This is a genomic window from Arthrobacter sp. Leaf234, from assembly GCF_001422665.1.
GTDB lineage: Bacteria > Actinomycetota > Actinomycetes > Actinomycetales > Micrococcaceae > Arthrobacter_D.
The window spans coordinates 214,484-238,941 of the sequence record NZ_LMLU01000001.1 but is presented as its reverse complement, the minus strand read 5'-3'; the positions used below and the strand labels follow the sequence as shown (position 1 = coordinate 238,941).

At 70.7% G+C, this 24,458-nt stretch carries 23 protein-coding genes and 1 pseudogene; 8 read left to right on the top strand and 16 right to left on the bottom strand.

The features are described 5' to 3' along the window. The first annotated feature begins 37 nt into the window (after window positions 1–37). Both ASF21_RS01075 and ASF21_RS01070 read left to right on the top strand, forming a co-directional pair. On the top strand, window positions 38–1,171 hold the full coding sequence (locus ASF21_RS01075; protein WP_055765607.1) for an aminotransferase class V-fold PLP-dependent enzyme: 1,134 nt from the start codon (window positions 38–40) through the stop codon (window positions 1,169–1,171). Window positions 1,172–1,400: 229 nt separating this feature from the next. Continuing rightward, window positions 1,401–3,233: an immune inhibitor A domain-containing protein gene (locus tag ASF21_RS01070; protein WP_235498606.1), complete on the top strand. Its 1,833-nt coding sequence runs from the start codon at window positions 1,401–1,403 to the stop codon at window positions 3,231–3,233. Window positions 3,234–3,319: 86 nt separating this feature from the next. Here the strand turns inward: ASF21_RS01070 and ASF21_RS01065 are convergent, their stop codons facing one another. The 9 genes and pseudogenes from ASF21_RS01065 to ASF21_RS01030 form a co-directional block, all read right to left on the bottom strand. Continuing rightward, on the bottom strand, window positions 3,320–6,118 hold the full coding sequence (locus ASF21_RS01065) for a glycoside hydrolase family 3 protein (protein ID WP_055765601.1): 2,799 nt from the start codon (window positions 6,116–6,118) through the stop codon (window positions 3,320–3,322). Window positions 6,119–6,482: 364 nt separating this feature from the next. Next, window positions 6,483–7,277 (bottom strand): hypothetical protein, encoded by a 795-nt coding sequence (locus ASF21_RS01060; RefSeq protein ID WP_055765598.1) that lies wholly within the window; start codon window positions 7,275–7,277, stop codon window positions 6,483–6,485. A 136-nt stretch (window positions 7,278–7,413) separates the two neighbouring features. Then, window positions 7,414–7,857, bottom strand: coding sequence for a GtrA family protein (locus ASF21_RS01055; protein ID WP_055765595.1), 444 nt, complete (start codon window positions 7,855–7,857; stop codon window positions 7,414–7,416). A 142-nt stretch (window positions 7,858–7,999) separates the two neighbouring features. After that, window positions 8,000–8,113, bottom strand: a complete 114-nt coding sequence (locus ASF21_RS16240; RefSeq protein ID WP_414826610.1) for a Fe-Mn family superoxide dismutase — start codon at window positions 8,111–8,113, stop codon at window positions 8,000–8,002. Window positions 8,114–8,146: 33 nt separating this feature from the next. Continuing rightward, window positions 8,147–8,833, bottom strand: a pseudogene (locus ASF21_RS17470) (superoxide dismutase); the annotation flags it as partial. 40 nt (window positions 8,834–8,873) lie between these two features. Further along, window positions 8,874–9,398 (bottom strand): flavin reductase family protein, encoded by a 525-nt coding sequence (locus ASF21_RS01045; RefSeq protein WP_055765592.1) that lies wholly within the window; start codon window positions 9,396–9,398, stop codon window positions 8,874–8,876. Window positions 9,399–9,445: 47 nt separating this feature from the next. Beyond that, window positions 9,446–9,886: a redox-sensitive transcriptional activator SoxR gene (gene soxR, locus ASF21_RS01040; RefSeq protein ID WP_055765589.1), complete on the bottom strand. Its 441-nt coding sequence runs from the start codon at window positions 9,884–9,886 to the stop codon at window positions 9,446–9,448. Between the two features lie 78 nt (window positions 9,887–9,964). After that, window positions 9,965–10,819 carry an SDR family oxidoreductase gene (locus ASF21_RS01035; protein ID WP_055765586.1) on the bottom strand — a complete coding sequence of 285 codons (855 nt, stop codon included), beginning with the start codon at window positions 10,817–10,819 and terminating at the stop codon, window positions 9,965–9,967. A 267-nt stretch (window positions 10,820–11,086) separates the two neighbouring features. Then, the gene (locus ASF21_RS01030) at window positions 11,087–11,923 is read right to left on the bottom strand and encodes a helix-turn-helix transcriptional regulator (RefSeq protein ID WP_055765582.1); all 837 of its coding nucleotides are present in this window, start codon (window positions 11,921–11,923) and stop codon (window positions 11,087–11,089) included. 131 nt (window positions 11,924–12,054) lie between these two features. On the opposite strand from ASF21_RS01030, the gene ASF21_RS01025 reads away from it, so the two are divergent. From ASF21_RS01025 to ASF21_RS01015, 3 genes are read left to right on the top strand one after another with little or no spacing between them, the layout of a single operon-like run. Next, window positions 12,055–12,804 carry an SDR family oxidoreductase gene (locus ASF21_RS01025; RefSeq protein WP_055765579.1) on the top strand — a complete coding sequence of 250 codons (750 nt, stop codon included), beginning with the start codon at window positions 12,055–12,057 and terminating at the stop codon, window positions 12,802–12,804. A 33-nt stretch (window positions 12,805–12,837) separates the two neighbouring features. Beyond that, a complete protein-coding gene (locus tag ASF21_RS01020) occupies window positions 12,838–14,091 on the top strand; it encodes an amidohydrolase (RefSeq protein WP_055765576.1) in 1,254 nt (417 codons plus the stop codon). A 47-nt stretch (window positions 14,092–14,138) separates the two neighbouring features. Beyond that, window positions 14,139–14,447, top strand: a complete 309-nt coding sequence (locus ASF21_RS01015; RefSeq protein WP_055765573.1) for an MmcQ/YjbR family DNA-binding protein — start codon at window positions 14,139–14,141, stop codon at window positions 14,445–14,447. Window positions 14,448–14,460: 13 nt separating this feature from the next. Here ASF21_RS01015 and ASF21_RS01010 read toward each other — a convergent pair whose 3' ends face one another. The 7 genes from ASF21_RS01010 to ASF21_RS00980 all read right to left on the bottom strand — a co-directional run bounded on the left by ASF21_RS01010 (window position 14,461) and on the right by ASF21_RS00980 (window position 21,940). Next, window positions 14,461–15,489 (bottom strand): acyl-CoA thioesterase, encoded by a 1,029-nt coding sequence (locus tag ASF21_RS01010; RefSeq protein ID WP_235498593.1) that lies wholly within the window; start codon window positions 15,487–15,489, stop codon window positions 14,461–14,463. 10 nt (window positions 15,490–15,499) lie between these two features. Continuing rightward, on the bottom strand, window positions 15,500–15,883 hold the full coding sequence (locus tag ASF21_RS01005) for a DUF1801 domain-containing protein (protein ID WP_055765571.1): 384 nt from the start codon (window positions 15,881–15,883) through the stop codon (window positions 15,500–15,502). Window positions 15,884–15,929: 46 nt separating this feature from the next. Beyond that, window positions 15,930–16,973: an alcohol dehydrogenase catalytic domain-containing protein gene (locus tag ASF21_RS01000; RefSeq protein ID WP_055765569.1), complete on the bottom strand. Its 1,044-nt coding sequence runs from the start codon at window positions 16,971–16,973 to the stop codon at window positions 15,930–15,932. Between the two features lie 70 nt (window positions 16,974–17,043). Next, window positions 17,044–18,669: a BCCT family transporter gene (locus ASF21_RS00995; RefSeq protein WP_055765566.1), complete on the bottom strand. Its 1,626-nt coding sequence runs from the start codon at window positions 18,667–18,669 to the stop codon at window positions 17,044–17,046. A 329-nt stretch (window positions 18,670–18,998) separates the two neighbouring features. Further along, complete coding sequence (locus ASF21_RS00990) at window positions 18,999–20,201, bottom strand: MFS transporter (protein ID WP_162237499.1); 1,203 nt, start codon at window positions 20,199–20,201, stop codon at window positions 18,999–19,001. 299 nt (window positions 20,202–20,500) lie between these two features. Continuing rightward, window positions 20,501–20,857, bottom strand: a complete 357-nt coding sequence (locus tag ASF21_RS00985) for a hypothetical protein (protein ID WP_055765558.1) — start codon at window positions 20,855–20,857, stop codon at window positions 20,501–20,503. A gap of 162 nt (window positions 20,858–21,019) precedes the next feature. Beyond that, the gene (locus ASF21_RS00980) at window positions 21,020–21,940 is read right to left on the bottom strand and encodes an AEC family transporter (RefSeq protein ID WP_055765556.1); all 921 of its coding nucleotides are present in this window, start codon (window positions 21,938–21,940) and stop codon (window positions 21,020–21,022) included. A 183-nt stretch (window positions 21,941–22,123) separates the two neighbouring features. Here ASF21_RS00980 and ASF21_RS00975 point away from each other — a divergent pair, with 183 nt between their 5' ends. Genes ASF21_RS00975 through ASF21_RS00965 form a run of 3 tightly spaced genes read left to right on the top strand, consistent with a single transcriptional unit; the run spans window position 22,124 to window position 24,386 of the window. Beyond that, complete coding sequence (locus ASF21_RS00975) at window positions 22,124–23,398, top strand: Nramp family divalent metal transporter (protein WP_321166875.1); 1,275 nt, start codon at window positions 22,124–22,126, stop codon at window positions 23,396–23,398. Window positions 23,399–23,431: 33 nt separating this feature from the next. Further along, entirely contained in the window at window positions 23,432–23,773 is a 342-nt protein-coding gene (locus tag ASF21_RS00970; RefSeq protein WP_055765553.1) for an MTH1187 family thiamine-binding protein, read from the top strand. Between the two features lie 52 nt (window positions 23,774–23,825). Continuing rightward, window positions 23,826–24,386: a GNAT family N-acetyltransferase gene (locus ASF21_RS00965; protein WP_235498591.1), complete on the top strand. Its 561-nt coding sequence runs from the start codon at window positions 23,826–23,828 to the stop codon at window positions 24,384–24,386. Window positions 24,387–24,458: the final 72 nt, after the last annotated feature.

The window sequence follows — 24,458 nt, the reverse complement described above, 5'->3', positions numbered from 1 at the left end:
GGAGCGCGGACACCTCGGCGACCGTAGGGTTGGCAGCATGGGAGACACCGGGAACGACGCCGCAGCCTTCGCCGACTATCAGGCCGCCTTCTCCGAAGCGCCCGGGTACCTGAACTTCGCCAGCTACGGTCCGCCGTCGGGCCGGGTCACGGACCGCGTGGCGCACCTGCTGCAGACCGCCGGTGACGGCGACGCGCGCGCAGCGGACCAGCTGCACGGTGAGGACCTGCGGGCCCGGTCCGCGTTCGCGAGGCTCACCGGTTTCCCCCTCGAGCAGGTGGGGCTGACGGGCAGCACGTCGCTCGGGCTGTTCCAGGTGGCCTTCGGCCTGACCGGCGGCACGGTGCTGGTCGGCGCCGGCGAGTTCCCGTCCAACATGTACCCCTGGCTGCGCACCAGCGATGCCGGCCGGGCCCGCGTCGAGCTCATCGGCGAACCCGGGACGCAGATGACGCCGGACGTCGTCGCGCGCGGACTGACCGAGGACACCGTGGCGGTGAGCGTCAGCGCCGTCGACTTCCGGACCGGCTACCGCGCGGATCTCCCCGGCATCCGGGACGTGATCGGCCCTGATCGGCTCCTCGTCGTCGACGGAATCCAGGGATTCGGCGTCGTGGACAACGCCTGGACGCTCGCCGACGTCCTGATCGCCGGCGCCCAGAAATGGGTCCGCGGAGCCTGGGGCGTGGCCGGGATCGCCGTGTCGCAGCGGGGCGTGGAGCGGATCGAACCGCTGCTCACCGGCTGGACGGGCGTCACCGAGTCGCGACGGTACGACGGCGAGGAGCACCCGCCGCTGCCGGGTGCCGGGCGGTTCTCGATCTCGAACCTCTCGCCCTACGCGAGCGGCGCCTTCGCGGAAGCCCTCGAGCTGATCGAGTCGGTGGGGGTTCCCGCGATCGAGGGCATCGTGTCGACGCACGCGCAGGCGCTCATCGCGCAGCTGGACGACGCCGGCGTGCCGGTCCTCTCGCCGCGCGACCGTGCGGAGCGGGCGGGCATCGTGGTGGCGCAGGTCCCCGGCCGTGCTGCCGAGGCGCAGGCCGCCCTCACGGCCGCGGGCATCTCGACGACGGTCCACGGCGAGGACCGGATCCGCCTCTCCGTGCACGCGACCACCCGCTCCGAGGTGTTCGGCGAGGCGGCCGGAGTGCTCGCGTCCTTCAGGTAGGCGGGCGCCTTCCGCCACCCGGTCGGCGCGGCACTATACGTCGACTCGCCCTCCTCCGCCAGAGGGGGACACGCCGATGGTTCACAATGGGCAACGATCTTCCGAAGTGTCCTGGCGCGGTGCTAGCGTGCCCAGCAGAACGTGTGACCTAGGCAACATGTTCTGCCACACCAGGTACTCAGCCTGCAGATGCAACACACCAGCTGGGACATTTCATGAAGGAGAACCCTTGAATTCCATTCCTCGTACCCGGAGGCTGCGGTGCGCGATGGCGCTCGCCGTGACCAGCGCCGTCGTCCTCGCCCCGGTGAGCGCGCAGGCCACCGCCGGTGCCACAACGGACGCACCGACCGTGACGTCGTCGTCCTTCACCTCCTCGCCCACCGTCGACGGCGCTGCCGAGAAGCTCCACGACCGTTCCGACCCCGCGGCGGAGGAGCGCCGCGACCGCAACCAGCAGGGCGTGGCGAAGGTCATCTCCGGTGCGGCGAAGGTCGAGGACCGCGGAGGGTCCAGGGCGGTCAAGGTGGCCCCCGGCCAGTGGGCGCAGTACGGACTGCAGGACAGCGACCAGATCCTCTCCTTCCTCGTCCAGTTCGGCGACACGGTGGACCCCCGCTTCCCCGCCTCGACCGCCGGCCCCGTCAGCGGCGCCATCAAGGAGCCCGACCGCGCGGTGGACAACTCCACCTACTGGTCCGGCACCTTCGACCGCGAGCACTACCTCGACATGTTCTTCAGCGAGGAGGGCGAATCGCTGAAGGGCGTCTACGAGGAGATGTCGAGCGGCCGCTACACGGTCGACGGCGACGTCAGCGACTGGGTGACCGTCCCCTACACCTCGGCGAGCTACGGCGAGACCGAGAGCCAGGCCGACATGACGCGCTTCGTGCAGGACACCGCGGACGCCTGGTACGACGCCCGGCTCGCCGACGGCACGACGCCGGCGGAGATCGACGCCTACCTCGCGACCTTCGACCAGTGGGACCGCTACGACTTCGACAAGGACGGCGACTTCGACGAGGCCGACGGCTATATCGACCACTTCCAGGCCATCCACGCCGGCGAGGGCGAGGAGGCCGGGGCGGCGTCGTCGGCCATCTGGTCCCACCGCTGGTCCGTGGGCCAGGCGGGACGCGGCACGGCCGGCCCGGCAGCCAACCCCTTCGGTGGCATCAGGATCGGTGATTCGGACGTCTGGATCCGCGACTACACCACCGAGCCCGAGAACGGCGGCCTCGGCGTCTTCGCGCACGAGTACGGACACGACCTCGGCCTTCCCGATCTGTACGACACGAGCGGTGGCGAGAACGGCACGGGCTTCTGGACCCTCATGAGCTCCGGCTCCTGGCTCGGCCACGGTGACGGCTCCATCGGCACCACCCCGAACCACATGGGCGCCTGGGAGAAGCTGCAGCTCGGCTGGCTGGACTACGACGTGGCCACGGCCGGTGTGAAGTCGACCCACAAGATCGGGCCGTCCTTCCACGCCACGAAGGCCCCGCAGGCCGTCGTCGTGAACCTGCCGAAGGACGCCGCCGGCAAGGACCGCTTCTACATCGCCGAGAACCGGGTCTACGCCGGCTACGACGCGACGCTGGCCACCGGTCCGTACAACTTCGGCTGGGGCGTCACCGCCCCCGACACCGTGGAGCACTACGCGTACCAGGACGGCCTGAGCATCACCTACTGGAACACCGCGCAGAGCAACAACAACACGCGCCAGCACCCCGGGGCCGGCCTGGCACTCCCGGTCGATGCGCATCCCAAGGCGCTCACCTGGTCGGACGGCACCGTGGTCCGCAACCGCATCCAGAGCTTCGACGCCACCTTCGGCAAGCAGGCCACGGACGCGCTGAGCCTGCACCGCGAGACCGCAGCGGGCTCGAGCACGGTCACGGCTCCGTCGCAGCCCGGCGTCGCCGTCTTCGACGACACCGACCCGAACGCCTACTACGACGTCACGAACCCGCAGGGGTCCGTCGTCGTCGCCGGGACGGGGACGAAGATCGAGGTCGTGCAGTCCAACCCGACAGGCATGCTGACCCTGCAGGTCCGCTAGTCCGCCGCGGGCACCCGCCCGCACGCACGGAAGGAGCCGGGACACGCGTCCCGGCTCCTTCCGTGTGCGGACGTGGCGCCGCGCTGTCAGCGGATGCTGGCGGTACCCTGCAGCGTGGCCTCCGCGGAGGACGTGCCGACGTAGACCGGGACATTGCCGGTCGGCGTCACCCAGGCGTCGGTCGCCGAATCCCAGGAGGAGAACGCACGCGGGTCGAGATCGATCGTGACCTTGGACGTCCGTCCGGCCGGAACGTCCACCTTCGCGAAGCCGGCGAGCTGACGTGCCGGCGTGGCGACCGCCGTCGTCGGGAGCGAGCCGACGTAGACCTGCACGGTCTCCCTGCCGGCGCGGGCGCCGGTGTTGGCGACGTCGACGGTGACCTTGACGTTCGCCGTGCCGCCGTTCTTCACGGGCTTGCCCGAGGAATTCACCTTGAGCTTCGAGTACCCGAAGTCGGTGTAGCTCAGGCCGTGACCGAAGGCGAACTGCGGGGTGATGCCTGCGGCGAGGTAACCGCGGTAGCCGATGTTCACGTCGTCGGCGAAGGAGGCCGTCCTGCCGATACCCGGGAAGAGGGCCGGCGCGGCCGTCGGAGTCGCGGCGTCTCCGGTGGCGAAGGTGACCGGCAGCTTGCCGGACGGGTTGACGTCCCCGAAGAGGACGCGCGCGATCGCCGCGCCCTGCTCCTGGCCGCCGTACCAGGCCTCGAGCACCGACGGCACGCGGTCGAGCCACGGCATGGTGACCGAACCGGCGGTCGTCAGGACGACGACGGTGCGCGGATTCGCGGCCGAGACGGCGTCGATCAGGGCATCCTGCTCGTTGGCGAGCGTCAGCGTGTTCTTGTCGCGGCCCTCGCCCACGTAGTCCCGGGCGAAGACGACGGCGACGTCCGATGCCTCGGCGGCAGCGACGGCCTCCGCGACCGCCGGGGTCACCACGTCCTCCGGGTGCTCCCAGGTCATGACGAGGTCGGCGGCGGATTCCTGGTCGGGATCACTCGCGTTGTTGGAGTACTCGACGCGCAGGTCGCGGGCTTCGCCCGCGTCGAGCTGCAGTGCGAGGCTGGAATCAGTGCGGACGGCGTGGGGATCGGAGGCATCGATGACCTCTTCGCCGTCCAGGAACAGCCGCGCGCTGCCGAAGCCGGTCAGCGAGAGGGTGTACTCGCCGGTGGCGGGAGCCGTGATGGTGCCGGACCAGCGTGCGGTCAGCGGGCCGCCGAACGGGTAGCCCGGGATCTTCGGGACCGACGAGCCGTACAGCCCGTCGAGGGCGAGGAACCCGGCGCTCATGGCGACCTGGTCCTCGACGCGTGTCACCGTCGGAGTGCCCGCCGTGTCGGCGCCGTTGAACCAGTACTCGGCTGTGATGCCGGTCGCCGTCGGCTGACCTGCAGGCGCGAGGACGGAGGACGGGACCGCCGCACCGCTGAGCGAGTGCGCCGGGCCAACTGCGTCGGTGCCCTCGGCGTAGGTGACCTCGACGCCGGCGCCGGCACGGGCCGTGAGCGCGTCGAGGGGGGTGGAGGTGCTGGTCGGCTTCACCACGGAGCTGCCGCCCCCGGTGGCGAGGGCGTCCGCGTCCGCCCCGATGACTGCCAGGGAGGAGATCGAGGCGGCGTCGATCGGGAGGGCGGCCGACGGCGAACCGGCCGGGGCGTCGTTCTTCAGCAGGACGGCGGAGCTCTCGGCCACCTCGCGTGCGACGGCGTTGCCGGCCGCGACGTCGATCGGCGTGACCGCGACCGGGGTGTCGAAGCTGCCGAACTCGAACATGGTGCGGAGGATGCGGTGCACCTTGTCGTCGATCGTGGCAGTGCTGACCTCGCCCCGGTTCACGGCGTCGATGAGCGGTTGCCCGAAGTACACGGCGGCCGGGAATTCGACATCGAGCCCGGCGTTGGCGGCGTCGACCGTGCTGTGGGTTGCGCCGTAGTCCGTCTGGATGAAGCCCTTGAAGCCGTAGTCCTCCTTGAGGATGTCGAAGACCTCGGAGCTCTCGCAGGCGTAGACGTCGTTGACCTTGTTGAACGAGCACATGGCGGACCCGACGCCGGCCTTGATGGCGGCTTCGATGGGCGCGAGGTACACCTCGCGCAGGGCCCGCTCACTGATGGCGACGTTGCCACCGGCCAGACGCGACTCCTCCTGCGAGTAGGCGGCAGGGTGCTTGACGGTCGCGACGACGTCGTGCGCCTGGACGGCCTTGACCTGGGCCTCGAGGAGACGCGAGGTCAGGCGGGGATCCTCGCCCAGGCTCTCGAAGGCGCGCCCCCAGCGGGCGTCGCGCACGAGGTCACCGGTAGGACCGAGCAGTCCGTTCTGGCCGGATGCACGCGTCTCCGCGCCGAGGATGTCCCCGTACTCGGCGGCCAGTGAGGTGTCCCAGGTCGCACCGAGGGCGAGTGGTGCAGGGAGGGCCGTGGCCCTGCCGTCATTGGTGTCCTGGTTCGTGACGCGGACGCCCGCTCCGGCGTCGGTCAGGAGCAGGGCGGGGATGCCGAGCCGCTCGAGCGGCGCGATGTAGAACGCGGTCTCGCCACTGAACTCGCCGTGCAGGCGCGAGACCTTCTCCTCGAGCGTCATCTGGGCGAGGAGGAGGTCTGCCCGGCTGTCCGAGGAGAGCCGGGTGTTCATCCAGGCTCCGTCGACCGGTGCGACGGTGGTCTTGCGGCCCGACCCGTTGCGCAGGGCCTTCTCGCGGGCGTCCTGCTGGGCTCCGCGGCCGGCGCCGTTGTTGTTCTCCGACCGCGAGGGGGAGTCTGCGGGTGGTGCGGCTACGGCGGGGAGCCCGACGCCGGCGGTGACGGCGAGGGCCAGGGCGCCGGACGTGACGGCGAGGGCCGTCCGGTTGCGGCGCGTGAGTGTCTTCGTGATCAAGGTGTTCCTCTTGCGTGGTGCGGATGGGAGGACCTGGCGGAGAAACGCACCACGGGCGGAGGCTCCTGAGCCGCCATGCACCACGGGTGTCCCTGCACCACGGCGGGCAGAAAGAAAACCAATTCTCCTTAGATTCTGGTTCACAGGGACTTCTCGGAAACGGCGCTCTTCTACCCGAAATATGCCGCCGGCACTCTAGTCTGCGAGCAGCACTACCCGATGAACCGGTTCAGGTTGCAGGGGTCCATCGACCTCACCTCGCGCAGTGCTCTTCCGGTGACGTCGCGCCGGTTCCGCCGCGGTCCGTCGCATGGCAACAGAAGGCGCCGGGGACACGCGTCCCGGCTCCTTCTGCCTGCGTGGCCTAGTGCTTGCGGCGCGGGCGGCGAGGCTGGGCGACGACGGCGATCGCCAGGGCCAGGGCGACGGCGACGATACTGAGGACGCCCGCAGCGATGTAGCGGGCGGGATCCGAGCCCAAGGGAGTGGCGGCCTCGACCACGGCATCACCGGCCGGCTGGTCCTCGGGCGTCGTCTCGGCCGATGCGGCCGAGGTGGCCGGGGCGGCCGACGTGGTGCGTGCGGTTCGGGCTCCGGACGCGGGAGCGCCCATGCCTCCGGTGTCATTGCCGACGTTCCTCACAGGCCCTCCGGCCTCGGCGGCTCCCTCGGCGGAATCCGTCGCGGGCGCCGTCGCGGCATCCTCCGAGGGAGTGGGGGCCGGACTCGCGCTCTCATCGGGCGGGGTCCCGGCCGGTGCGGGCGGACTGCTCGCAGGGTCGGCGGTCGGTGCAGGATCCGCCGCCGGCGCCGAGGGCTCCGGGGCGGGAACCACGGCTGGGTCGGGAGTCGGGGGAGCGGGCGCTGCCGGGTCGGTGGGGCCGGTCTCCGGCGGTGCCGGCTGGCCGGGATCCGGAGGCACGATCGGCGTCTCGCCGGGGGCCGTCGGAGGCCCGGGTTCGACGGCGGGTACCGGAACCGGCGGCAGCGTCGCGTTGGCTGGGGGTGGCAGCACCGGTCCCTGGTGCCGCGCCGACACATCGGTCCGGCTCGGGGAGGCAGGTGCCGGCGATACGGTCTGTGCGACGGCGACCCCCGGGAGGGCGATCAGGAGGCCGCAGCTGAGGGTCAGGGAGATGATGGCGTGACGGACGCGCATGGGAACTCTTCGGGACGCGGGCGGACAGCAGCTTCAGAAGCATGCTGAGGATCTGGGTCAATCGTACGCGGGACGGCCGGAGCTTCCCAGAGGAGTGCGCCGCCCATCGCCGATGGTGCTTCGGCGCCGGACCTGCCTACGGACCGGTCACGGAGGGCTGTGGCGAGGCCGGGACGGTCGCCGGGCGGAAGACGAAGAAGCGGTAGGCCCCGTAGCGGAACACGTTGCCGAGCAGGACCCCGATCACGTTCGCGGAGATGTTGTCGGCGAGTGGACTCGTGAAACCCAGGACGTAGTGGGACACGACGAGGCAGGCAGCCGCGATGCCGAGTCCGATGAGGTTGGTGAGTCCGAACAGCAGTGCTTCCTCGCGCTTCGGCCGCCCGGCGAACATCCGGAAGGTCAGGTAGTGGCTGCCGACCCAGGAGACGCCGGTGGCCAGGACCACGGAGACGATCTTCGACGAGATGGGCCCGATGTCGAGCCCGGACGCGAGGATGTTGAACACCGAGATGTCGACGACGAAGGCCACCGTACCGACGAGGGTGAAGGAGCCGAGTCGCCGCAGTGCTGCTCGCACATGTCCTCCCTCCGGTGCCGACGATCCATCTTACACTTAGGCTGCCTAAGCAACTAATGGGGGTCGACGCGGCGGAAGGGCCACCCCTGACGGGTGGCCCTTCCGGAGGTCGAAGCGCGCCGGATGGTGCGCGGTCGGGTGGCTAGTGGCCGAGGGTGATCAGGCTCGACGCCCCGGTCCTCGCAGCCTGGAAACGGGCCTGGACATCGGCCCAGTTCACCAGGTTCCACCACGCCTTCACGTACTCGGGCTTCACGTTCACGTAGTCCAGGTAGAACGCGTGCTCCCNGCCTGGAAACGGGCCTGGACATCGGCCCAGTTCACCAGGTTCCACCACGCCTTCACGTACTCGGGCTTCACGTTCACGTAGTCCAGGTAGAACGCGTGCTCCCACATGTCCAGCATCAGCAGCGGGACGGTRCCCACGGGCACGTTGCCCTGCTGGTCGTAGAGCTGCTCGATCACGATGTTCTTCCCCAGCGGCTCRWACGCCAGCACCGCCCACCCCGACCCCTGCAGCGACGTCGCRGCGGCGGTGAAGTGCGCCCGGAACGCGTCGAAGGACCCGAACGCGTCATCCAGCGCCGCGGCGAGCTCACCCTCGGGCTTGTCCCCGCCCTCGGGCGACATGTTCTTCCAGAAGATGCTGTGGTTGATCACACCACCCACATGGAACGCCAGATCCTTGGAGAGCTTCGGGATCGTCCCGAACTCGCCCTTCTCGCGACATGTTCTTCCAGAAGATGCTGTGGTTGATCACACCACCCACATGGAACGCCAGATCCTTGGAGAGCTTCGGGATCGTCCCGAACTCGCCCTTCTCACGGGCCTCGGCCAGCTGGGCCAGGGCATCATTGGCGCCCTTSACATAGGTGGCCTGGTGCTTGGAATGATGCAGCTCCATGATCCGGCCCGAGATATGCGGCTCCAGGGCCGCGTAGTCGTAGTCAAGATCCGGCAGTACGTAGTCGCTCACGTAGTCCTCCTCGGTGGTGGGGTGGTCGTCGTTCGGTCGTTCAGTCCAGCAGCGACTGGTCGCCCAGCCGGTGGTAGGAACGGTTGTGGTAGACGAGCGGTGCGCTCCCGCCGTCGTCCGCTGCCTGTTCGATCCCCAGCACTTCCGCGGCGAGGATCATCGAACCGCCCACGGGCAGGCGGTGCAGGATCCGGCAGCGCAGTGCCCAGGGCGCGTCATTAAGGAGCGGCTCTCCCGTCGGCAGGGTGCGCCAGACCGTGGCCGGGCCGAAGCGGTCCGCACCGCGCGTCGAGAAGAGCTGGGCCAGACCGAGCTGGCCGGCTCCGAGCAGGTGCACCACCATCGTCCCGGCGTGGACCAGGGCGGCGGCGGACGGCGATGCCGTCGAGACGGAGAACGCGAGGACCGGCGGCTCGGCCGACACGGACGAGACGGACGACGCCGTCAGTCCCACCGGACCCTCCGGCCCCTGCGCCGTGATGACCGCGATACCCGCCGGATGGGCGCGGAAGGCGTCCTTGAAGAGATCGGCGGTGGGGACCGCGTGGTCCGTCGAGGCTGTCATACCCTCCACGCTAGAACCTCGACAAAGGTTGAGGTCAAATCGGGGGATCACGGATCGAGGAGGGTCGACGGCACACCGCGGCGCCCGGCGTCGTCGTCCGGGTTGACGAAACCGCACGTCGCGAGCGAGAGGCAACCGCAGCCGATGCATCCACCCAGACGGTCCCGCAGGTGCTCCAGCTGGGCGATCCGCCGCTCGATCTCCTGCCGCCAGGCCGCCGACAACCGCTGCCAGTCCTCCTGGTCCGGGACCCCGTCCGTCGGCAGTTCGGCGAAGGCCGTGCCGACCGTCGCGAGGGGGATGCCCGCGCGCTGCGCCGCCCGGATGACGGCGACGCGGCGCAGGACGGACCGATCGAAGCGACGCTGGTTGCCCGACGTGCGGTGGCTCCGGATCAGGCCCTGGCGCTCGTAGAAGTGCAGGGCGGACACCGTCATGCCGCTGCGGGACGCGAGCTGCCCCACCGAGAGGTCCTGGTCGTTCGGCACGTGTCTCCCCTCCGGTCTCCGTGATGCGTGGATGCGTCGTGCCAGCGTAGCGGCGGCCGGCCCGCGGCGGCCTGCCGGCTACCCGAGCAACTCCGCGACGTACTGCCTGAGGGGCGTGGTGGGTCGGCCGATGATGCGGGACAGCGTCCCGTCGCTCTCGGCCAGGAGGCCGTCGGCGATGTTCGCGTCGATCGCGGCGACGAAGCCCGCCGTCCCCTCGTCGAGCCCGAAGCCCTGGAGCGCGGCGACGTGCTGGTCGGTGGAGACCTGTTCCACCGCGACGTCGTCCCCCCGCACGTCGGCGACCACCGATGCGAGCTCGTCGACGGACCACGGCTCGTCGCCGCCGAGCTCGAGGATCTCGCCCGCGTACTCGTCGGACAGCAGGACGACGGCGGCCGCCTCCGCGTAGTCGCGGCGCGTCGCGCTGGCCACCCTGCCGTGCCCCGCGCTCGTCAGGATGCTGCCGGTGGAAGCGGCCTGGCGGATCGTGTCGTCGTAGTTCTCCGTGTACCAGTTGTTGCGCAGCACGGTGTAGGTGAGGCCGGACCCCTCGAGCAGGCCCTCGGTGGCCTTGTGCTCGGGTGCGAGGACGAGGGCCGACGTCGAGGCCTTCGGCGCGCTCGTGTACACGAGGGATGCGTCCACCTTCCGGGCGGCGTCGATCACGGCCTTGTGCTGCACCGACCGCTTGCCCACCTCGCTGCCGGAGATCAGCAGCACCTTCTCTGCGCCGGCGAAGGCGTCGTCCAGGGTGGCGGGATCCGCGTAGTCGATGCGAGCGGTCCGGACACCGTGCGCCGCCAGTGCGGCGAGGGCTTCCTCGTTGCGGCCCCCGGCGACGACGGTGGACGGGTCCACGCCCCGGGCCAGCAGCTGCTCGACGACCTGGCGGCCCAGGTGCCCCGTGGCTCCGGTGATGACGATGGTCATGGCAAGTCCTCCCGATCGGGCGCCAGGCTGGCGCGTCTACTGGCGGTAACCGGGATCAGGCCGAAAGGCTTCCCGTGCGGCTCCGAGGGTGGTGCACGGCGAGCCGCACGGACTGCTGGAGGGGCACGCGCCGGAGCGGCCCGGGCCGACGAGCGAAGGGCAGCATCAAGGACCGACCCGCGGCCCTGGACGACCGGTGGAGCAGGAGGCGCCGGCCCTGCGCCGCGCAAGGGCTCACCGTCGAGGTAACGGCCCGGTCGCCCGACCTCAGGAGATCGGCTGGCGGGCGGCGAGGATGCTGAGGAGCTGCAGCTTCTCGAAGCCCTCCGAGCCCGGCGGCGCGGTGAGGACCAGGAGCGACTGCGCCTGGTTCTCCGTGAAGAGCACCTGGCAGTCCACCTCGATCTCGCCGAGCTCGGGGTGCACGAGGGTCTTGTGGTCGTCGAACCGGCTGCGGACCTCGTATCCGCTCCACACCTCGGCGAACTCCTCGCTCTCAGCCAGCAGGGCGTCGACGATCCGCCTGCCACGGGTGGAGGTACCCGTTCCCAGGGCTGCCCGCAGGGCCGCGGCCCGCACGCGCGACTGGTGCGCGTGGTCCCGCTCGGGGTAGAACCGGCGTTCCGCGGGATCGGTGAACCACCGGTAGTAGGAGCTGCGGGCGAGCCCGCGGTGGCGGAGGTCGTCCCCGAGCAGTGCCACCGCGAGCCTGTTCTGCACGAGGGTCTCCGCGAGCTCCGAGAGCACCAGGGCGGGAGTGTCCTCGAGCCGGTCGAACACCCGCATGAGGGCCGGGCCCACATGCTCGGAGGGCTGCGAGCGCGCGGGCGGACGCTGACCGGCGAGGAGGAAGAGGTGGTCGCGTTCGTCGAGGCTCAGCCGGAGGCCACGCGTGATCGCCAGCAGCATCTGGTCCGAGGGCTGCGGGCCGCGGCGCTGCTCCAGGCGCGTGTAGTAGTCGGTCGACATGCCGCACAGCACCGCCACCTCCTCGCGGCGCAGGCCGGCCGTCCGGCGTCGCACTCCCGGCGCCAGCCCGACGTCGCCGGGCTGGAGGGACTCACGGCGCTTGCGGAGGAACTCGGCCAGGTCATCGCGCTTCATGGCTCCATCATGGCCCCCCGCCGGGGGTGGAGACAGGGACCACCGATCCGTGGATGAGCCCTCCTCTCCCGCCCGTCGGCGGAACGGGGCACTGTCGAGGCATCAGCACTCAGCCCCTCGGAAGGACCATCATGCAGCTCACCGGAAAGACCATCCTCATGGCCGGCGGAACCTCGGGCATCGGACGGGGGCTCGCCCTCCGCCTGCATGCCGCAGGCAACCGCGTGATCGTGGCAGGCCGCCGCGAGGAGATCCTGCAGCGGATCGCCACGGACCATCCCGGGATCGACACCGCCGTCCTGGACATCGCGGATCCGGACTCGATCTCCTCGCTGCGGGATGCCCTGCTCGTCTCCCACCCGGACCTGGACGTCGTGGTCGCGATGGCCGGGATCATGGAGCCCGAGGACCTCCGGGACCCGTCGTCGCTCGCCACGGCCGAACGCACCGTGACCACGAACCTGCTCGGCCCCCTCCGCCTGGTCAGCGCCTTCGTGCAGCACCTCGAGAGCCGGGAGGATGCGGCGATCATCACGGTCACCTCGGGCCTCGCCTACGTACCCCTGCCGGTCGCACCGACCTACAGCGCCACGAAGGCGGCGCTGCACTCCTGGACCGACAGCCTGCGCGTGCACCTCGGGGACACCTCCGTCCAGGTCATCGAGCTGGCCCCGCCGCTCGTGCGCACCACGCTCATGGGCAACCAGGACAATGAGCACGGCATGCCGCTGGAGGAGTTCCTCGACGAGACATTGGCGCTGCTGGCAGCCGGACCGGAGGCCCGGCAGATCCTCGTCGAGCGCGTGAAGCACCTGCGGTTCGCGGAGGCCACGGGGCAGTACGACGCCGTGCTCGACCGCCAGAGCATGCTGCCCGGGTAGCCCGGGCCGCGCCGCAGTGCATAGGGTCGGAGGATGCAGCCCGATGCGATCATCGCCCTCCGCCGCCAGTTCCACGCCCACGCCGAGCCGGGCTTCCTCGAGTACCGGACGGCGTCCGTCATCCTCGGTGAGCTTCGCGCGATGGGTGTCCGCACCACGACGGGCACGGACGCCATCGCCTTGGGGAGCATCGCGCTGCCGCCCACCGAGGCGGAGCAGGAGGAGTGGGCGCGACGCGCCGTGGAAGCCGGGGCGCCGGCCGACGACGTCGCCTGGCTCCGGCAGCACGGCACCGCGGTCATCGCCGAGCTCGAGGGCAACCGCCCCGGTCCCACCTGGGGCCTCCGGGTGGACATCGACGCCCTGCCCGTGGACGAGGAGACGGCGGCGGACCATGCGCCGGTGGCGGGCGGGTTCCGGTCCACGACGCCGTACATGCACGCCTGCGGGCACGACGGGCACGCCGCGATCGGCCTCGCCCTCGCCGACCGCCTCCGCGACGGCGATTTCCCAGGCCGAGTACGCATCATGTTCCAGCCCGCCGAGGAGGGAGTGCGGGGGGCGCAGCCCATGATCGACGCCGGGGTGACCCGCGGTGTGGACCGTATGCTCGCCGTGCACCTCGGCGGTGACCTGCCCACCGGCACCGTGCTCGGCGGGGTCACCGACGCGATGGCCACCACCAAGTGGACCGCCCGCTTCGAGGGCGAGGCCGCTCACGCCGCCGCAGCTCCCGAGAAGGGCAGGCACGCACTCGCGGCAGCCGCGCAGGCCACCCTCGCGATCCTCGGGCTCACCCGGTTCGCCGAGGCGGATACACGCGTCAATGTCGGGACCTTCCACGCGGCCGGGAGCGCGAACATCATCCCTGCCCTCGCCACCATCACCTACGAGACACGGTCCACGTCGAATACCGTGCTGGAGGAGCTGAACCGCCGTGCCGAGGCCGCCGTGCAGGGTGCCGCGCGGATGTACGGGGTCGAGGCGGGCACGAAGGCCTACGGCCGCGCCGCGGTGTCCCAGCCCGACACTGTGCTGGTGGAGGATGTGGGCCGCGCTGCGGAGGGGGTTCCGGCGATCACCACCTTCACGCCGGCCGGCGCCTCCGGAGGAGGGAGCGACGACGCCCACCTGCTCATCGACGACGTCCAGCGCGCGGGCGGACTGGGCACGTACGTCTTCGTCGGGGCCGCCAACCCCGCGCCCCACCACCATCGGCGGTTCGACCTCGACGAGGACGCCCTGGTGATCGCCGTGGACCTCCTGGAGCGTCTCTTCCGCGCCTGACGCGACATTCCCTGGACCGGTGGCACGTGCGGTGCGATGGTGGGTCCATGGTCAGCGAACACGACGTCCGGTCCACGTGCCTCGCACTGCCGGGCACCACCGAGCGGCTGAGCTGGAGCAGGCCCGCCTGGTTCGCGCGCACGCTGTTCGCCCGCATGTGGGACGACACCGTGCTGACCGTCAAGACCGGTGAGCGGGACGCGTTGCTCGCCGGGCAGCCCGGTGCGTTCTTCGTCCACCAGCACCACGAGCGGTATCCCTCGCTCGTCCTGGTGCGCCTCGGCCGCATCGGCGGCGACGAGCTGACCGAACTGATCGAGGAGTCCTACCGGATCGCCGGGACCAGGACACCCTGACGCCGGGCTCCCGCTACGGCAGCGGTGCCGCGAGCCCGACGCCGTCCCCGAGGCCCTCCGCCACGCCGGACGGATGCGCGCGCAGGTGGGTGGGCAGCACGCTGCCCGGCGCACGGCTGCGGATGTGGAGGAGGTCCAGGGCGTGCTGGTGCAGCCGGCGGTCCTCCTCCGAGCGCGGCACCCAGGGCGGCACCGGTACTGCGGAACCCTCGGCGTCGCGCGCCACCATGACAGTCAGGCACGTGGTGGTCAGGTCCATCTCGCGGGAGCGCGGGCTGCCGGAGCGCACGTGCACGGCGACGTGCATGCCCTTGTTCCCCGTGTAGACGAGGCGCGCCTCCACCTCGACGACATCGCCGATGTGCAGTGGCTTCAGGAACCGGACGCCGCCCGAGAACACGGCCACCGTGTCCAGCCCGCAGTGCCGGGCGGAGCACACGTAGGCCGCCTCGTCGATCCAGTCCATCACCGTGCCGCCGTGCACCTTGCCGCCCCAGTTGACGTCGGTGGGCGCGGCCAGGAACCGCAGGACCGTCCGCTCGGCGGTGCCCGCCGCCGTGTACTCCTGCCGCCGCATCTCCTCGACGATCTCCCTGCGGACGCCGATCCGCGCCTCCGCGTGCTCGCTCTCCCTCCGCTCCGCCGCCGTGCGGGGCTCGAAGGCCGGCACGGGGACGGGCGCGCCGTCCGGACCGACCGCCACGAAGACGACGAGGCACTCGCTGCGCCTGCCGCCGCCCTCTCCGGAGACCGGGCCGGAGGACACGACCGTGCGGATGTGCATGGAGGACGTGCCGGTGTGCACGATCGTCGCCTCGACCTCCACGAGGTCGCCGACCACCACGGGATCGGCGAAGTGGATGTTGCCCACGTACGCCGTGACGCAGTAGGTCTTGGCCCACCCGACGGCCGCCGCGTACGCCGCCTTGTCCACCCACTCGAGGACGGTCCCGGCGTCCACGGAGCCGCTGTGCCCGAGGTCCGTGGGAGAGGCGAGGAAGCGGAGGGTGACGGCGTTCGGCGGGGTGCTCATGGTGTCCATGATCCAGCCTTCACGCCTGCAGCCAGGCGAGCAGCAGGGCATCGAACCGCTCCTGCTTGGCGCGGGCGTCGTCGAGGTCGGTGAAACCCACGGTCCCGCGGTCGGCGGTGATCGGGGCCAACAGGCCCGACGGGTCGGCGAAGACGAATGTGCCGACGTCGTCGCGCACCGCCGCACCCCGATGCAGGACGAGCTGCACCCGGTCCACCGGACGGAGGTTGAACGTGACGCGGTCCTCGCCCTCGTGGGTGTAGCTGGGGGCGTTCCACTTCACGTGTTCGCCGAGCGGCAGGGGCAGGGCGAGGATCGAGGTCCGCAGGAACATGATCGTGGTCCGGAGCGGGTGGTCCGACCGTTCGAGGAGCGTGTCGACGGCGGGCGAGGGTTCGTTCATTCACCAGTATCACCACGGGACGTGATCGAGCGGTAGGCCGTCGCCGTCAGCGGCCGACGTCGATGACGGTCACCCCGCCCGCCGAGCGATCGCCCGCCATGGCGACGAGGGCGTCCGGAACGTCAGCGAGGGTGATGCGGCGTTCGATGAGGTCCTGCGGGCGCAGCCGTCCCTCCGCGACCAGCGCCATGAGCCCGGGGTAGTCCTGCGCGGGCATGCCGTGGCTGCCGAGGATCGAGAGCTCCCTGCCGATCACCGCGCCCAGGGGCAGGACCGGGTCGGCGGGGAAGAGCCCGATCTGCACGTGCCGGCCGCGCGGCCGGAGCGAAAGGATGCCGACCGCAGCGGTCTCCTCCCGGCCGAGGGCGTCGACGGAGACATCCACACCGTCCGGAGCGGCGTCCCGGAGCGCTGCCAGCACCTCCTCGCGGGACCGGCCCGAGGAATCGACGGTGGTCTCGGCGCCGCACCGGGCGGCACGCGCCAGGGCGTCGCCGTCGATGTCCACGGCGAGGACCCGCGCACCGAGCGCTGCGCCGATCATCACTGCGCTCAGCCCCACTCCGCCGCAGCCGACCACCACGAGGGTCTCCCCGGCGGCGAGCCGCGCCTGGTGAACGAGGCCGCGGTACGAGGTCGCGAAGCGGCAGCCGAGCAGCGCGGCGGCACCGGCGTCGAGGGTCGCCGGGACCGGGATCAGGTTGGTGTCCGCGTGGTGCAGTGCCACGAGGTCCGCGAACGAGCCCCAGTGCGTGAAGCCGGGCTGCGTCTGGTTCCGGCACACCTGGCCGTTGCCGGAGAGGCACTCGGGGCAGGTTCCGCACGCGCAGACGAAGGGCGTGGTCACGCGGTCGCCGACGGCGAAGCGCCGGACCTCGTCCCCCACCGCCTCGATGGTTCCCACGAGCTCGTGGCCGGGCACGTGCGGGAGCGTGATGCCGTCGTCGTGCCCCAGCCAGCCGTGCACGTCGCTGCGGCACAGACCGGTCGCCTCCACCCGGACGACGACGCCCGCGGGGGAGGCCGTGGGCTCGGGGACGTCCCGGAGGACAGGGCGGGCGGAGAACCCGTCGAAGCAGACAGCGCGCATTGCACCATTCTGCCCCGCGGGCGCTCCGCCCGGAGAGCCGGCCACCCGGGAGGTGGCGGTCAGGACCGCATCAGCTTTCGGGACGAACAGCCTTGCGTCCGACGCGGGCGCCGGTCCTGCGTGCTCCCGTGATCATCGGATCCTTCGCCAGGTCCATCATCAGCGCCACGCACAGGCCGATCATCACCAGGAGGAACGGTGCGGCCGCGATGATGGTGAGCGTCTGCAGGGCTTCCAGACTCCCGACCGACAGCAGGACGGCGGCCACGCCACCGGTCAGCGCGCCCCAGAGGATGGTCAGCCACTTCCTCGGCACGGCCGCGCCGAAGGAGGACAGCGAACCGAGGACGATCGATGACGCATCGGCCCCGGAGATGAAGAACACGGCCACGAGGATGACGACGAGGATCGAGGTCACGGATGCCAGCGGGTACTCGGCGAGGAGGGCGAACATCGCGGACTCCTGGCTCTCCGCGTTGGCCGCCGCGATGTCCACGCCGTTGTCCTGCAGATTGAGGGCCGAGCCGCCCCAGACGCCGAACCAGATGACGCTGATGACGCTGGGGACGGCGACGACGCCGATGATGAACTCGCGGATGGTGCGGCCCCGCGAGATCTTCGCGAGGAAGGAGCCCACGAAGGGGGTCCAGGAGACCCACCAGGCCCAGTAGAAGATGGTCCACGCGGCGAGCCACTCGTGGCCCCCGAAGGCGCCCGTCCGGGACGCCATCTGCGGCAGGCCGATGAGGTAGTTGCCCGCGGAGGCCGGGATGAGCTCCAGGATGAAGACCGTCGGCCCGACCACGAAGAGGAAGAACAGCAGGGCCAGGGCCAGGATCATGTTGCCGTTGGACAGCCACTTGATGCCGCGGCTGACACCGCTCACGGCGGAGATGATGAAGCAGACGGTGAGCACGGCGATCAGGGTGATCTGCAGGGGCAGGCTGCTGCCCACGCCGAACACCTCCGTGAGTCCACCGTTGATCTGCAGCACGCCGAGCCCGAGGGACGTCGCGGAACCGAACAGGGTGGCGAAGATGGCGAAGACGTCGATGGCCCGCAGGCCCCGGGGGGTCGGACGGCCGCGGAAGAGAGCGGTGAAGGCGCCGCTGAAGCCCGCGCCACGGCCCTTGCGGAAGGCCGAGTAGGCGAGGGCCAGGCCGACCACCGCGTAGATGGCCCACGGGTGGATGGCCCAGTGGAACAGGGTGTAGTTCATCGCCTGGCGCGCGGCCTCGGGCGTGCCGGGCGTGATGCCGTCGACGGGCGGCGTGAGGTAGTGGGAGATGGGCTCGGTGACGCCGTAGAACATCAGCCCGATCCCCATGCCGGCGCTGAACATCATGGCGATCCAGGAGGCCCTGCTGTACTCGGGCTTCTCACCGTCCTGGCCGAGCGGGATCCGCCCGTACTTGCTGAAGGCGAGGAACAGGGCGAACACCACGAAACCCGTGGCCGTGAGGACGAACGCCCACCCGAAGTTCGCGACGAGTCCGTTGAGTACGGACGTGGTGATCGCCGAGAATCCGGCCGGGAAGACGACCGCCACGAGCATGAGCAGGATGACGATCGAGAGGGAGACGAAGAGGACGGGCCTGTCCAGCGGGGCCTTCGCGGAAGCCTCTCCTGGAGGCGCCTCGAACGGCGTGTCCTCGCTGGGCGGTGATCCTTGAATGGGCTCGGTGGAATTAGACATACGCCTCAGGCTACGCGCGGCGCGCCAGTCCGGTCAGGGTCCGGCGGTGTCCGCACGCCCCCTGGGGTGGCGCCCTCGTGGCACGCTCCGACCGCTTCGCTGCGCGCTGTCGCCGGGCGGGGAGCACGGCGGACAACACCCCTGCATCCGCGCGGGCGCGGGGATCGGTCCCTCCCACCGCGACGCCGAGCCCGGCTGCGCACGGGGCGCCCGGCCCCCGCTGCGATACCGCGGCGGGACCGACGCGCGTGGCCCGGATCGACCGCTGGATTGTGACCAAGCACCCACCTGAGGCACCGGATCGCAGGGGAAGATCCCGGCGGACGAGCTCAGTCCTCGCGGAGTCGGTGGCGCTCCCTGCGGTCCCCGCGGACGTCGGTGGTGAGGCTCAGCCCGAGCCCCGCGGCCACGAGGACGATCATCACGAACGGGAGGATCCCGAGCCCCACCCCGTCGAGGAGGAGCCCGCCGAGCAGCGCACCACCGCCGATGCCGATGTTGAACGCCGTCGTCTGCAGGGCGGCCGAGAGGTCGCGGGTGCGGAAGGACGCCGTGCGCAGCATGCGCGTCTGCAGCATGGCCGGGATGCCACCGAAGGCTGCGCCCCAGACGATGACCGCGATCAGCACCACCACGGTGTTCGTGGTGGCGAGGGCCAGGGTGAGGACGGCCGCCATGACCACGAGGACGACGCCGATGAACGCCTTCCGCGGGAACCGGTCGGCGGCGTAGCCGGCACCGAACAGGCCGATGATCCCGGCGCCGCCGTAGAGGAACAGGACGAGGGCGATCGATCCCGGTTCGAAGGACGAGACGTCGGTCAGCCAGGGGGCGATGTACGTGTAGAAGGTGTTCTGACCGGTCAGGAGGATGAGGATGACCGTGCAGAGCAGGAGGACGCCCCTGAAGCTCGGATCCCGGGTCAGGGGAACGCGTTCCTCGCCCGCCTTCCGCTCCACGTGGTGGTTCACGGGCGGCAGGAACTTCACGATCACGAGCGCCAGGAGCGCCACGACCACCCCGATGATGGTGAATGCGGTGCGCCAGCCGAACGCGTTGCCGATCGCCGTGCCCACGGGGACACCGAGGACGAAGGCCGCCGTACCGCCGCCGGCCGTGATCGCCACGGCCTTGCCGAGCTGGTGTGCCGGGACCAGGTGCGCGGAGTACGCGGCGACCACGGCCCAGAACAGCCCGTGCGCGAGCCCGCCGAGGATTCGCGCAGCGACCAGCACGGCGTAGGTGGGGGCGATGGCCGCGAGCACGTTGGCGACGGCGATCACCGAGAGGACGACGACGATCAGCGACTTGCGGGAGAAGCGCTGCGTGATCGCGGCGAGGGGCGTCGTGGCCACGACGACGGTCCCTGCGAAGATCGTCACGAGGTACCCGGCGGTCGAGATGCCGACATCGAGATCGCGCGCCATCGCGGGCAGCAGGCCCGTGGGGAGGAACTCACTGGTCACGGAGACGAAGATGGCGCCGGCGAGGGACAGGAGCCCCAGGTACGGGAACGGTGCGGTGCCGTTCACGGGCGGTGAGGAGACGGACAAGGGGCACCAATCATGGGTTCCGGTCGGGGGGAGCGCCCCGGGTGCGCCGTTGGATTCCGGAGGGCGTGCTGCGGTCAAGGCTAGCGAGGCCCCGACCCCTGCGCTAACACCGCTCGCCCCCGTGACATTCCGCATCGTCCTTCGTGTCGCCGTCGCCCGCCGTCGCCCGCCGTCGCCCGCCGTCGCCCGCCGTCGTCCCGGTCGCCACGCGCGTCACCCTCGCCGTGGTCGTCCGCGTCACGGTCCGGCGGGTTGCGGACCGCGGCAGCCCCCGTGCGTCAGCCGCGTTGCGCGTCCGCCCACGACCCGCCGCGTGCGCGTGCCGAGAGGCCCGCGGATGCACCCGGGTCGCCTGCCTGGGTCGCGCTGTCGTGCCCGGCGGAGGTGGAGCCGCGCTCCGCGTCGTCGTCCTCCCGCGGCGGCACGAGGCTGAGGCGGGGGCCTGCATCGCGCTCGTCGAGTTCGTCGGCGAGCTCGTCCTTCCGGGCGGCCGTCTCGGCGTCGACCTCACCGTCGGTCGAGAACTCGTGCTCGATCTCCCGGTGCACCTTGCTGTTGAGGACCTCGACGTCCTCGTCCCGGAGACGCTCGAGTCTCGCCGGGAAGGGCTCGTCGGGGGAGATCCTGCTCTTCATGTCCGCTCCATCTGCCGTCCGCGCCTCGCGCGGTGATCGGGTGAAGGCTAGACCCCGTCCGGGTACCGGAGCAAGCAGTCTGCTGAGCACCGGCGAGTCGACGCACGAGGGCTGGAGTGTGCCGTCCCTGAGCTCCTCCGGGTGGCACGCTCGGGGTGCTGCTCAGGCGAGCAGGGCGGCGACACCGATCAGTGCGGGGATGGCGAGGATCGAGGAGAGCAGCACGGTGTCGCGTGCCAGCGGGATCCCGCGCGCGTAGCGGCTGGCGAACATGAACACGTTCTGTGCGGTCGGGAGCGCCGAGACGACGACGGCACCGAGCAGGCGATCGCCCGTCAGCCCGAAGACATGGTGCGCGACGAGGTAGGCGGCCACGGGCATGAGCGCCGTCTTGAACAGCGTCGCGGTGAGGACCTGCAGCCGGTCGGGGCTGGGTTTCAGCGGCCTGCTGCCGGGTAGTGACATGCCGAAGGAGATCAGGACCATCGGCACCGCGGCTCCGCCGATGAGCGCGATCGAATCCCACGCGGGCCCCGGGGGCCGCACCCCCGTTGCCGCGACGGCGACGCCGAGCAGCGACGCGATGATCATCGGATTCCGGAACGGCTGCGTGAGGATGGCTCGGACGGAGGGCTTCCGGCTGGAGGTCAGGTCGAGGATCGTCAGATAGAGCGGCGCGAGGACCAGGAGCTGGACGAGCAGCACGGGGGCGATCAGCGTCGCGTCGCCGAGTGCGTAGACCGTGATGGGGATCCCGATGTTGTTGGCGTTGACGTAGGAGCTGGCCATCGCGCCGATCGCCGTCTCCGCGGCCGGGCGGCGGAACAGGAACCGGCTGACAAGGACGTAGAGCCCGGCGATGGCCACGGACGAGATGAGGGCGATCGGCACGTACTCGGAGAACACCGCCGCGAGATCGGCGTCGGCGAGGACGGTGAACAGGAGGGCCGGGTTGGTCACGAAGAACGCCACCTGGTTGAGCGCGAACCCCGCCTGCGGTCCCCCGATCACGAGCCGACCTGCAATGTAGCCGACGAGGATCACGGCTCCGACGACGGCGAACCCGCCCAGCAGTCCCAGCATGCGTCCTCCGTCCCGTGGCAATCCCTCCCCCCGAACCTATCGGGTGGACACGCGGGCCGGGGTGTCGGGTCCGCGGGGCCCACATCGGTCTGACACGCTGACGCGGGTCCGGGCGGCGGGGCAGGGATGATCAGGCCCCTTGCTAGGCTCGCAGCAGGAATCACGACTTCAAAGGAGCAGGCTGTGGCCGATACCGCACGCACGGACGTCGACGGACTCGAGAAACCGAAGTGGCGGCTCGTCGGGCCGGGCCTGCTGGCGGCTGCCACCGGTGTCGGCGCCGGCGACCTCGTGGCCACCCTGATCGCCGGTAGCCGCTACGGCTACGCGCTCCTGTGGGCGGCGGTGATCGGCTGTGTCCTGAAGATCGTCCTCGTGGAAGGTGTGGGTCGCTGGTATCTCGCGACCGGCAAGACCATCTTCCAGGGCTGGCGCACCCTCGGTGCGTGGACCAGCTGGTACTTCGGCCCGTACATCATCATCTGGGGCTTCGTGTACGGCGCGACGGCGATGAGTTCGACGGCGCTCCCGCTGCAGGCCCTGTTCCCCGCGATACCGCTCAACGTCTTCGCGGTCGCCTCGGGACTGATCGGACTGGCCCTCGTCTGGTTCGGGCGGTACGGCCTGTTCGAGAAGATCATGACCGTGATGGTCGGCATCATGTTCATCTCCGTCGTCGGATCCGCGGTCCTCGCACTGCCGAACATCCCCGCCATGCTGGGCGGCCTCGTCCCCACCCTGCCCGGCGGGTCGGTGTTCTACGTGCTCGGCCTCGCCGGCGGTGTGGGCGGCACCATCACCCTGGCGGCGTACGGCTACTGGCTGCGGGAGAAGGGCTGGAACAAGCCCAAGTGGATGAAGGTCATGCGGGTGGACAACACCGTGGCCTACACCATGACCGGCATCTTCGTGGTCTGCATGCTCATCCTCGGCGCCGAGCTCCTCTACAGCGCGAACATCTCGCTGCAGAGCGGCGATCGCGGGCTCCTGGACATGGGCGTCGTCCTCGAGGACCGGTACGGCGTGGTGTGGGCGAAGGTCTTCCTCGTCGGCTTCTGGGCGTCGTCGTTCTCCTCGCTCCTCGGGGTCTGGCACGGTGTGAGCCTCATGTTCGCGGACTTCTGGGCGAACTTCCGCAAGAAGGCGGACGACCTCTCGGACGACGACGCCCCCGGCTCGCACAGCGTCCCCGCCCGTGCCTACATGCTCTGGCTGACCATCCCGCCGATGCTGCTCCTCCTGCTCGGCCGACCGTTCTTCCTGATCCTGCTCTACGGCGTTCTCGGCTCGCTCTTCATGCCGTTCCTGGCCATCACCCTCCTGGTCCTGCTGAACAGCACGCGGCTGGCGAAGGAGTGGCGGAACCGCTGGCTCTCGAACGTGTTCCTGGTCATCACGACCGTCGTCTTCCTGGTGCTCGGCGTGAACGAGCTCGTCAAGGCGGTCACCGGGGCCTGACCGGCGGGCCCGGCGCGTGCCAGACTGGGGTCCATGCTCGTAGCCTTCAGCGTCGCCCCGTCCGGTTCCTCCGACCTCTCCCGCGAGAATCCCGAAGGGTCGGTGCACGACGCCGTCGCCGCGGCGGTCGCCGTGGTCCGCGAGTCAGGGCTGCCGAACCACACCGACTCGATGTTCACCACCATCGAGGGTGAATGGGACGAGGTGATGGCGGTCGTGAAGCACGCCACCGAGGCGGTGGGCCGGTACGGCAGCCGCGTGTCGCTCGTGCTGAAGGCCGACATCAGGCCGGGACGGACGGGTGAGCTCACCGGCAAGCTCGACCGCCTCGAGGCCGCGCTCGCCGAGCAGGAGCAGTTCGAGGGCCATTCCTGATCCGGCCGGATCCGGGCGCCACTCGGTAGCCCCGGGCCACTAAACTGGTCCCGTGACCCACCCCCCGCTCACGTTGCCCTACGTCATCCGGCCCGCGACGGTCGACGACGCCGAGGCCTACGCACGCACCCATGTCGCCGGCCTGCACGAGACGTACGAGCACATCATGCCGCGCGAATACCACGAGTACTACGACGCCGAGCTGCCCGCCCTCATCGAGCGCCGCAGTGCGGCCTTCGCGGAGGCCGGACGGACGCCCGGCGGCGCGCGCAGCTGGCTGGCATTCGACGACGAGGGCGAGCCGGTCGGCATCGCGACGTCCGGTCCGGGGCGCGACGACGACCGACCCGACTTCGAGCTGCACCACATCTACACGCTGCGCTCCACGCACGGCACCGGCCTCGGGCAGCGCCTGCTGGACACGGCCATCGGCGGACGTGCCGCCTACCTGTGGATCCTGAACGACAACCCGCGCGCCGAGCGCTTCTATGTGCGGAACGGATTCGGGCCGGACGGCACGTCGATGCTCTGCGGGCCCACCTGGCACCATCGGCCGATGTTCCGCATGCACCGCCCCGACCAGGCCGCTGAAGCGGGTCCGGCCCGCGGCTAGCATGGGAACCATGCCCTCCTCCGAGCGTCCGACCGTGTCCGACGGCGCCCTCGCGTCCGTCGCCGGGCGTCC